This window comes from Streptosporangium minutum, from assembly GCF_002149035.1.
GTDB classification, from domain to species: domain Bacteria; phylum Actinomycetota; class Actinomycetes; order Streptosporangiales; family Streptosporangiaceae; genus Streptosporangium; species Streptosporangium minutum.
In genome coordinates, this window is the sequence record NZ_NGFP01000109.1 from 20,811 (window position 1) to 29,776 (window position 8,966).

Below are 8,966 nucleotides of genomic sequence, written 5' to 3' on the forward strand. Positions count from 1 at the left end.
AAGACTGGGTTGGCCAGCCGGGCGTGCGGGTGCCGGCCCCGCTCCAGCACTTCCTGACCGCCTCGCTCATCTGGGCCGGTGAGGTGTGCCAGGGGGCGCCGGGTCCCGGAAGTACACACGATGCCGACAGCCCGGCGAGCCGGTTCAGGGAAGACAGGGCTGTGGCAGGGGCGTCGGTGAAGGGCGCGAGCTGCGGGCCTGCACGGCCCGTGAGGACGTGCCGCGTCGGCGGCATGCACGAACACCGGAACGCCATGTTCGCTTCGCAGGCGTTCGGCGAAGCCGATGTGGTCGGAGTCGCCGTGGGTCAGCACGAGTCCGCGGATGTCGTCGACGGACTTGTCCGGGGAGCGGAGTTCGCGCTGCAGATCCCGCCAGTGGCCGGGCAGTCCCGCGTCGATGAGTGTGATGCCATCGGCGGTGTCGACGAGGTAGCACGCCACGAGATCGTTACGAGGCGGTACAGGTGGGGTGCGAGTTTCATGGGCTTTCTCCTGAAGGCTGTTGAGAGGTTGGGGCCGGTGCGGGCGCCTTCGTTCAGCCGGGCGTCGTGGGCCGGTGCCGTGGCAGCAGGAGGCCGGCCGCTGCGATGGCCAGTCCGATTCCGGCCGCGATGAGGAAGACACGGTCGTAGCCGGCGGCGAGGGCAGCCGGGGAACTTTCGCCGGCCGCCGTCTGGGTGGCGGCGGTGACGAGCACCGCCAGGCCGAGCGATCCGCCTGCCTGGCTGGCGGTCTGGGCCAGACCGCCGAGGATTCCCGCGTCGCGGCCGGGTACGTCGGCGGTGGTGGCGGCCATCAGGGTGGGGAAGGTCAGCCCGATGCCGGTGGCGATGAGCAGGGTGGGCCCTAGAATTCCGGTGAGGTAGGCGCTGTCGGCGTGGGCCTGGGCGAGCCAGCCGAACCCGGCCACGAAGCAGGCGCTGCCGGCGAGGATCAAGGGTCGTACGCCGGCGCGTGGCAGCAGGGCGGCGCCCGATCGCGCGACCACCATGAACATCACCGCCGCGGGGGTCTGCCCGAGCCCGGCTTGAAGCGCGCCGTAGCCGAGGACGTTCTGCAGGAACAGCGCGGTGAAGTACCACATCGCAATGGCGATCCCGCCGAACAGCAGCAGCATGCCATTACCGACGGCCACCCCCCGGATGCGCAGCAACCGCAGCGGCATCATCGGGTGGGTGGCGAAACGTGCCTCCACCACGATGAAGACGGCGAGCAGGAGCAGACCCGCCACGGCCGGCCCGAGGACCGGCGCGGACGTCCAGCCGTGGTCGGTGCTGTGCATGATCCCGTAGATCAGTGCGGCCAGCCCCGCCGTGCCGGTGACCCCGCCCACGATGTCGAGGGTTTCCCGCCGGGCGGTTCGGGTGCCGGGCAGCGCCCTCATGGCGGTGGCGATCAGTGCCACGCCGATCGGCACGTTGATCAGGAAGACCCACCGCCAGGACAGTCCGGTGGTGAGGGCGCCGCCCGCGACGGCGCCGGCCATGCCGCCGACTCCGCCCGCGGCCGACCACGCGCCGAACGCGCGGGCCCGCTGGCCGCTCTCGGTGAAGCTGGTGTTGATCACGGCCAGCGTCGCCGGGGCCAGCAGCGCGGCTCCCACACCTTGTGCGACGCGGGCGGTCACCAGGACTCCGGGAAGGGTCGCCAAGCCGGCGACCAGGCTTGCGGCGCAGAACAGCACCAGCCCGGCGGTCAGGGCCCGGCGCTGGCCGAACAGGTCGGCGGCGCGGCCGCCCAGCAGCATGAAGCCGGCGAAGGTGAGCAGGTAGCCGTTCACCACCCAGGCCAGGCCGGCGGCTGTGAAGCCGAGGTCCCGGTCGATCGAGGGCAGCGCGACGTTCACGATGGAGGAGTCCAGGATCACCATGAACTGGCAGGCGCACACCAGCACCAGGATCATCCACGTGGGGCCGGTTCGTGCTTTGGCCTGGCCGCTGATCATGGGGGGCGCGGATAGTCGTGAGGTCATAGAGGTCTCCTGAGGGCGGGATGAGGTCGAGGTGACGGTGCCGCTCACGCGGTCCGGGAGGTCGTTTCGAGTTCGGCCGCGCGGGTGTTGTCGTCTCCGTCGTTGGCGGTGGCGTGGCTGCCCGTCAGCAACCGGATCGTGATCTGGGCCAGCCGCTGTCCCTGGTAGCGAGCGGCGTCCAGCGCCGCGCTCCCGACGTCGTCCCCGGTGGGCCCGGTCACAGCGGAGACGCCGTAGGGGTTGCCGCCGGCGGCGTACACGGTCGGGTCGGTGAACCCGGACGGGACGATCAGCGCACCCCAGTGGTAGAAGACGTTGCTCAGCGACAGGATCGTGGCCTCGCTGCCGCCGTGCCGGTTGTACGCCGAGGTGAAGGCCGTCACCGGCTTGTCGGCCAGGCGGCCTTCCTGCCACAGCCCGCCGGTCTGGTCGATGAACTGCTTGAGCTGCGCGGCCGGCGTGCCGAACCGGGTCGGCGTCCCGAACGCGAACGCGTCGGCCCAGGCCAGGTCCTCGACAGCGGCCTGAGTGATCGACGTGGTGGCGTCGGCGTGCCGCCGCCACTGCGGGTTCTGGGCGATGGCGCTGTCGGGCGCCAGCTCGGCGACCCGCCGCAGCCGCACCTGGGCCCCGGTCGAGGCGGCGCCTTCGGCAACGGCCTGGGCGAGGGCGTGCACGGTGCCCGTGGCGCTGTAGTAGATGACGGCGACCTTCGCGGTCATGTCGGCTCCCTGATGGTTGCGTAGAATTAGTTATGCGAATAACGTTATTCGCATAATAGTTATCCGCCTAACGAACTTGTCAAGAGGAGTGCTCGTGGACTTCGACCAAGCCGACGCCGTCAACCAGGCCATCCGGCTGCTGAGCCTGCGCCACCGCGCCAGGACCGCCGAACTGCTGGCCCCCCTCGGGCTGCACCCCGGCCAGGAGGCGCTCCTGCTCGAACTCGCCCGTACCGGCCCGATGATCCAGGCCCAGCTCAGCGAGGCGCTCAGCGTCGAACGGCCCAGCGTCACCCTCATGGCCCGCAAGCTCGAAGCGGCCGGTCACATCCGGCGCAGCCCCGCTCCCGATGACCAGCGCGCCACCGTCGTCGAACTCACCGACGGCGGCAGAGCCCTGACCGAGAAGGTCAAGCAGCTGTGGTGCGCCCTGGCGCAGGAGACCCTCGCCGGACTGACCACCGAAACGGTGGCGGAGCTACCCGGCCTCCTCAAGACCCTGACGTGCAACGTCGACACCCGGCGCCCTCACAGTCGCCGCGACGCCGGGTGATCCATGGGCCCAGAACGCCGGCATGGGCGCCCGCTGTGACGCGGACGGGCGGAATCACGAGGCAGATGCCTCGATGTGGTCGAGTGTCCGGCGCCCCATCGCGCTCATCGGCGGATTGCTGTCGACGTAGTACCAGACGACGCCCATCGCCTGGACGAAGGCTCAGGCCTTGCCGCGCTCCCACTCCAGGTCGTCGCAGGCCAACGTCCGCCGCAGCACCTCTCGTGGAGGTGACCGCAGCAGATGCCAGGCGCAGACCAGGTCCAACGCGGGATCGGCCGGGCCGAAGCCGCCGCCGTCGAGGACGCCCGCACCGCGGCGGGGGAGCGCCCCGACGTGATCGCCGAGGCGGTGCTGGATCTCCTCGACGTCGTCGAGAGCCTGCTCGGCGAACGCGTCCTCACCTATGCCGTACGGAAGGACCAGCCGTGTTCAGATGCCGTACGGAAGGACCAGTCGTGTTCAGAGTGATCATCTCCGGCACGTTCGGCGCGCTGACCGACTCCGGACGCGACGCGATCCTCGCGGCGGATGGCATCGCGTTCACCGAGGCGGGCACGTTCACCCACGACGGGAGCCTCTCGGCCTTCACCTTCCGCTGCCGGCTCCCCGCGGGCCCCGGCGAGGGCGAGAACGAGGCCACGGGACGGGCGATCGCGGCATTGGACGCTTACGGCCAGCGGTACCGGATCCTTCGCACCGCGGTGACGGACATGCGCGACATCAAGACGGGTGGCGATGCCTCGCCAGGCCGTCGGCTTGTTGATCAGGCGCTCAGCGGCGTTGTAGAAGTCGGCGACCACCGCCCGAACGCGGCCGTCGGCGGGCTGGTACAGCGAGAAGAAAATACCTGTTTGCTCGTATTGCCGCTTCTGTAGAGTTTGGCATCATGCGTACCCCCCGTATCGCCCTGCTGGCCGGGGCTTTGGCCGGTCTGCTGCTCACCGGCACCGCCCACGCCGGTACTGGTCCCACCGGTGCTGTTGCTGCGCCGATGCCCACCGGCACCAAGGCGTTGACCCACAATCCGCTGTACCGCAGCGGCACGCTGACGGTGCCCTGCGGCCGCCAACCGGAGGACACCGGCAGCGTCACCGCAGTTAAAAAGCACCTGACCGCGATGTTGGACTGCTTGAACGCCTCATGGTCCGTGCAGTTGAAGAAGGCCGGTCTGCCGTTCAGGAAACCGAAGATCCGGTTCATGTCCAAGCCCAGCCGTGCGTGCGGGTCGGCCTGGGGTAAGAACGTCACCGGTCGTTACTGCACCGACGAGCGACAGTTGGTGATCCTGATCAAGGATTATGCCGTCGTGGATCCGGCTGACCCGGTGCTGCTACACCTGATCGCGCATGAGTACGCCCACCACGTTCAGAATCTCACCGGTATGTCGACCGCCTACCAGAAGATGCCGGCTCGCACCAAGGCTCAAGCACTGGCGCAGAGCCGTCGCCTGGAGTTGCAGGCCGACTGTCTGGGGGCGGCGTTCATGGGCGGCATCTGGGCCTCGCAGGGCTACCAGGACGAGGACTGGAAGGAGGTCGTGGACCTCTACAGGCGCAGCGGTGATGACGATCTCAAAAAGGAGCGCAGTCACGGCACCGGGAAGAACCGGGTTGCCTGGCTGCGGAAGGGATTTGCCGCTGCGTCCTCGGCCGCGTGCAACACTTGGGCCTCGCCGGCTTCCCGCGTCGCCTGACGACCGCTTCTCCAGGGAAATCGTGGGCTGTACTGCAAGATGAGCGGCGGGTGCTGCCCCTGCCGCAGGCGGTCCACCGGGAGAACTGGCCGGTGGAGGGCTGCGTGACCAACCGGGTGACAACGGCCACGGACGGGGCCGGACAGTCACGGACGGTCACGGACGACGGAGGGATCGCCGCGCAGCTCAAGCAGTGCATAGGCCAGGCTCCAAGCCCGAGGGAAATGGCTTCGCACCGAAGGGGGCAGGGGTTCGAATCCACTCATCTCCACCAGGGTCAGAGGCTCCACCAGGGGCAGAGGCCGCTTCCGAGAGATCGGGAGCGGCCTTCTGCGCTGCGGGGTGACTGACTGGATGACTGCGCCTTACGGGGTGGCTGCAGCTCCCCAACCGTCGTACTCGGCTTGATACCGAGCCGCCAGGTCGTCGAACAGGTTGCCCGTCTCCCGCACGAAGTCAGGCGAGATCACCGCGGTCGTTTCACAGGTCACCGGCCAGCTGTCCGGATACTTCGGGGAAGGCTTCCCGACCTCGGGACGCAGGCCGTAGCCGGCGCCGTTGGCCTCCTTGGCGATGCTCTGGGCGGCATCGAGGGTCGGGGCGTACAGATAGAAGGTCACATGACGAGGCTGGTCAAGATCAGCTCCTGCCTTGGTGAGCTGATGCATCACCATCAGGTCCTTGTACTTGATCCCAAGCTCTGGTGACCGCTCCTCCAGATCGACTTGCTCATGCTTCTTTCTCCGGAACGGCCACATGCGACATCCTTCGTATTTTTGTCCGGGTTGGTGATCATAGTGAGTCCGGGAAAAGCCGGTCCTGCCGGCCGTCACCGGCCGCCCGCTTGGCCACGTCCTGACGCTCACGGTGGAGCCTGAGCGCGTCGGCACAGCGCCTCGGCAGGGCAGGCGTGCGCGGGGACTCAGTGCCCTCATCGACGGAGCCACGTCTCTTGGCTCCGGGGTCGGCGGGGCATCCGCCCTCCTGGAGATCATCGGTACGCAGGTATGCCACTTTGGCGGGAAATATCTTGATGAAGTAGCGTGACCCGCGTGACTGCCGGGTCGGCCTTGGGCCACGCACCAGAGAGCAGCCCGGCTGACGCTTGAGCGCCGGGTGGGCCCGCGGCCCGCCGTCTTCTTCTCCATTCAGTACGGCACAGCAGGAACCACCAATGGAGAAGAATGGATTTCAACAAGCAGGTCATCGACGAGTTCCGCGCCAACAACGGCCGGGTCGGTGGCTATTTCGAGGGAGCGAGACTGCTCCTGCTCACCACCACGGGCGCCCGCTCGGGCAAGCCGCGCACAACTCCGCTCGTCTATCTGCCCGACGGCGCCGGGCGCATGCTGGTCATCGCCTCCGCCGGGGGAGCGCCGAACAACCCGGCCTGGTACTACAACCTGAAGGCCAACCCGCGCGCCACCGTGGAGACCGGCGTCTTCATCTTCGATGTCGAGGCGGAGGTCCTGGAGGGCGCCGAGCGTGACGTGGCGTTCGCCCGCGCGGTGGAAGGCGACTCTGGCTGGGCCGACTACCAGGCCAAGACGGCGCGCACCATCCCGGTCGTCGCACTCCGCGTGACTGGTCCGCCCCGGGATGGCGCACCGTCGGGCGGTGCGTACCTCAAGCTGGTGCACGACGGCTTCCGCCGCGAACTCGCGCTGATCCGCAAGGAGCTGTCCGATTCGGGACGGCCGGGCCTGGGTGCGCAGCTCCGGATCAACTGCCTGACCGTCTGCCAGGGCCTGCATCATCACCACACGGGCGAGGACACCATGATGTTCCCCGGCCTGGCCGAGCAGCATCCCTCGCTCGCTCCGACCCTGGAGCGGCTGGCCAAGGAGCACACGCGCATCGCCGTACTTCTGGAAGAACTGAAGCAGGCCCTTTCCGGTGAGGATCCGCTGAAGGTGCGGGCCGAGATCGAGCGGCTCGTCGACGAGCTCGAAGCGCACCTGACGTATGAGGAGGAGCAACTGATCCCGATTCTCGACCTCGCCTGAAGTCCGAGGAGTCGGGAAACGATCTCGGAACAGTCGGGAAGCGATCTTCTTTGTCCCTCTGAATACAGAGCGCCGCCGTACTCGTGAACACCCCACAAGATCGAAAGGCCCGGTTCCGGATCATGGAGCCGGGCCTTCTCGCTCTCAGGCGACATCCGGTGTGGGCATGATCGGTAAAGTGGTCGCCATGGGTGTTCTCGTCGACTACTTCACGGCGGACTCCGAGCAGGCTGCCCGATCGGCCCTGCCCGGCGGGCCGGGGGCCGCGGACCTGCCGTACGTCGACTGCAAGGGATGGCTCGACGAGCCCGACACGCTGGCCGCGGAGCTCAGCGGACGTGACCTCAGCGAGTTCGGGGACAGCGAGGTCGTGGTGCACGACGGTGAATCGGCGAGCGTGGAGCGGATGGCACCCGAGACCATCGCCGCGCTCGCCGCCGTGGACGACGCGCGGCTGCGCGAGTACGCCGAGGAGGAACTACTCGACGAGTTCGAGGTCGAACGCGTCATGGCCCTGCGAGGCCTGGCCCGCGAGGCGGTACGGCTCAACCAGGGGATGTATCGCTGGGCGTGCGCCTGAACGCCTCGAACAGCTCCTCGCGGAGCGCGGGCGGGAGTTTCCGCCCCATGTCCAGAGGGCTCACCAGTGCCTGATCGTCGTTCTGCTCCAGGGCTCTGTCCGCGAGGAACTCCAGACTGAAGCCGGCCTCCTCCCGGTGACGTGCGTCGGGCCAGCGCTCCACCAGGGGCAGCGTCGCCTCCACCCGCTCGCTGATCCGGTCGAGGAGCGCGTAACCGGGCAGCCCAGGCAGGCGCTGGGCCTGAAGGTCGATGTGGTGGAAGGCGACGTAGTCGAGCTCCGCGCCGGTGAAGTCGTTGCCGGTGAAGTCATTGCGGTCCCTGCCCAGCGCGGCCTGGTGGTCGGTCGGGCGTCCCCAGAAGTTGATGTTCCGCACGCGGCCGCGGAAGACGCAGTCGACGAACTCGGCTTCGAACGTGCACGTCTGATCCCTCAGGCGAGAGTGGTCGAACAGGCACCTTTCAAACCGGACGTTACCGAAGAAGACGAACGGCGCGAAGCGGGTGCGCCGGAACACGCAGTCACGGAAGACGGACTGCGGCCAGCCCGTGCCGTCCCAGCGCCCTCCCATGCGGGTGGTGCCCATCGACAGTTGTTCGAAGACTGCGCCGGAGAAGTCGCAACTTTCGAACTCGCTACCGTGGGCGTTGAAGCCGGCGAACCGCGTTCCGGAGAAGTCCACATTCACCAGCCGTGCCCGGTCGAAGGTCACGCTGGACACTCCGGCGGGCAGGCCGAATCGCTGGTCGCGGAGCTCTCCGCGAGCGATCCACACAGGTGGCGACCCTTCTGGGCCCGCCTGGGGGCTGAACTGCCCGAACGCGCTCACGTCGGCCGCCTGCGGCTGGGACCGGGACGCGTGTCCGCGGAGCGTCTCACCGCAGCGAGAGGACCGGCTGCGGTGGCGTCCGCTGAGAGTACGAGATCATGCATGCGCGGAGTCTCGCAGCCCGAACCGACAAACAGCCGGCCGAGTGATACGTGGGGCCGATGCCCTTGCGCCCGGTGTGGCCGCCAGGAAGCTACGAGCCGGTGAGGCCACGTCCCGCGTCACCTGACGACCGGCTCCCCATGAGGACGGGAAGCCGGCAGGGAAACCGGCCGGCGTAGGGCTGAGGGTTGCCGACGCAATGAGCCGCGCCAGTGGGGCAAGGCGCAGCCGAGTTCGAGGAAGGCTCCGTGGATGTCGTCGCGGATCTCCCGGCGGGCAGGCGGCGGCCACAGGTGGGGCCACGGCGGCGACATCCACGGTTACGAGACCCGTAACGGCGTCACCGAGGACGGCCGGTCGGCCACGATCGCCGTGACCGCGCTGCCCGGCACGGAAGCCGGCGCCGAGCGGGCCAACGCTGCCCTCGACGCCACACTCTGCGCCCAGAAGTAGGACCGCGCCCCGCCGCAACCCCCGACTCGAGTCCCCTCATCCCCGCAAGAC

The 8,966-nt window shown here is 68.5% G+C and carries 11 protein-coding genes and 1 pseudogene; 7 read left to right on the plus strand and 5 right to left on the minus strand.

The window, feature by feature from the left end; translation table 11 throughout:
• Window positions 1–218: 218 nt before the first annotated feature.
• The 3 genes and pseudogenes from CA984_RS49320 to wrbA all read right to left on the minus strand — a co-directional run.
• A pseudogene (locus tag CA984_RS49320) lies at window positions 219–626 on the minus strand (MBL fold metallo-hydrolase); the annotation flags it as partial.
• The gene (locus CA984_RS22975; protein WP_086575634.1) at window positions 538–1,974 is read right to left on the minus strand and encodes an MFS transporter; all 1,437 of its coding nucleotides are present in this window, start codon (window positions 1,972–1,974) and stop codon (window positions 538–540) included. The gene CA984_RS22975 and the pseudogene CA984_RS49320, both read right to left, overlap by 89 nt.
• Before the next feature lie 44 nt (window positions 1,975–2,018).
• Entirely contained in the window at window positions 2,019–2,696 is a 678-nt protein-coding gene (gene wrbA, locus CA984_RS22980) for an NAD(P)H:quinone oxidoreductase (protein WP_086575635.1), read from the minus strand.
• A 94-nt stretch (window positions 2,697–2,790) separates the two neighbouring features.
• Between wrbA and CA984_RS22985 the strand changes: the two genes are divergently transcribed.
• From CA984_RS22985 to CA984_RS23005, 4 genes are all read left to right on the plus strand, one after another.
• Complete coding sequence (locus CA984_RS22985; RefSeq protein WP_086575636.1) at window positions 2,791–3,249, plus strand: MarR family winged helix-turn-helix transcriptional regulator; 459 nt, start codon at window positions 2,791–2,793, stop codon at window positions 3,247–3,249.
• 243 nt (window positions 3,250–3,492) lie between these two features.
• Window positions 3,493–3,720, plus strand: a complete 228-nt coding sequence (locus CA984_RS22995; RefSeq protein ID WP_086575637.1) for a hypothetical protein — start codon at window positions 3,493–3,495, stop codon at window positions 3,718–3,720.
• Window positions 3,708–4,127, plus strand: a complete 420-nt coding sequence (locus tag CA984_RS48095) for a DUF6204 family protein (protein ID WP_242676119.1) — start codon at window positions 3,708–3,710, stop codon at window positions 4,125–4,127. Before CA984_RS22995 ends, CA984_RS48095 begins: the two co-directional genes overlap by 13 nt.
• A gap of 11 nt (window positions 4,128–4,138) precedes the next feature.
• On the plus strand, window positions 4,139–4,945 hold the full coding sequence (locus CA984_RS23005; RefSeq protein ID WP_086575638.1) for a neutral zinc metallopeptidase: 807 nt from the start codon (window positions 4,139–4,141) through the stop codon (window positions 4,943–4,945).
• Between the two features lie 365 nt (window positions 4,946–5,310).
• On the opposite strand, the gene CA984_RS23015 is transcribed toward CA984_RS23005, so the two are convergent.
• The gene (locus CA984_RS23015; protein WP_165781372.1) at window positions 5,311–5,703 is read right to left on the minus strand and encodes a ribonuclease E inhibitor RraB; all 393 of its coding nucleotides are present in this window, start codon (window positions 5,701–5,703) and stop codon (window positions 5,311–5,313) included.
• A gap of 426 nt (window positions 5,704–6,129) precedes the next feature.
• Here CA984_RS23015 and CA984_RS23020 point away from each other — a divergent pair, with 426 nt between their 5' ends.
• The gene (locus tag CA984_RS23020; RefSeq protein WP_086575641.1) at window positions 6,130–6,951 is read left to right on the plus strand and encodes a nitroreductase/quinone reductase family protein; all 822 of its coding nucleotides are present in this window, start codon (window positions 6,130–6,132) and stop codon (window positions 6,949–6,951) included.
• A 166-nt stretch (window positions 6,952–7,117) separates the two neighbouring features.
• The gene (locus CA984_RS23025; RefSeq protein ID WP_133061752.1) at window positions 7,118–7,531 is read left to right on the plus strand and encodes a hypothetical protein; all 414 of its coding nucleotides are present in this window, start codon (window positions 7,118–7,120) and stop codon (window positions 7,529–7,531) included.
• On the opposite strand, the gene CA984_RS23030 is transcribed toward CA984_RS23025, so the two are convergent.
• Entirely contained in the window at window positions 7,497–8,306 is an 810-nt protein-coding gene (locus CA984_RS23030) for a pentapeptide repeat-containing protein (protein ID WP_165781373.1), read from the minus strand. The genes CA984_RS23025 and CA984_RS23030 overlap by 35 nt on opposite strands.
• Before the next feature lie 408 nt (window positions 8,307–8,714).
• On the opposite strand from CA984_RS23030, the gene CA984_RS23035 reads away from it, so the two are divergent.
• A complete protein-coding gene (locus CA984_RS23035) occupies window positions 8,715–8,915 on the plus strand; it encodes a hypothetical protein (protein ID WP_086575644.1) in 201 nt (66 codons plus the stop codon).
• Window positions 8,916–8,966 lie beyond the last annotated feature (51 nt).

Coding starts and splice junctions, on each gene's coding strand:
- CA984_RS22975 (WP_086575634.1), bottom strand. CDS start 1,974: ATGACCTCACGACTATCCGCGCCCCCCATGATCAGCGGCCAGGCCAAA.
- wrbA (WP_086575635.1), bottom strand. CDS start 2,696: ATGACCGCGAAGGTCGCCGTCATCTACTACAGCGCCACGGGCACCGTG.
- CA984_RS22995 (WP_086575637.1), top strand. CDS start 3,493: ATGCCAGGCGCAGACCAGGTCCAACGCGGGATCGGCCGGGCCGAAGCC.
- CA984_RS23005 (WP_086575638.1), top strand. CDS start 4,139: ATGCGTACCCCCCGTATCGCCCTGCTGGCCGGGGCTTTGGCCGGTCTG.
- CA984_RS23015 (WP_165781372.1), bottom strand. CDS start 5,703: ATGTGGCCGTTCCGGAGAAAGAAGCATGAGCAAGTCGATCTGGAGGAG.
- CA984_RS23020 (WP_086575641.1), top strand. CDS start 6,130: ATGGATTTCAACAAGCAGGTCATCGACGAGTTCCGCGCCAACAACGGC.
- CA984_RS23025 (WP_133061752.1), top strand. CDS start 7,118: ATGATCGGTAAAGTGGTCGCCATGGGTGTTCTCGTCGACTACTTCACG.
- CA984_RS23035 (WP_086575644.1), top strand. CDS start 8,715: ATGTCGTCGCGGATCTCCCGGCGGGCAGGCGGCGGCCACAGGTGGGGC.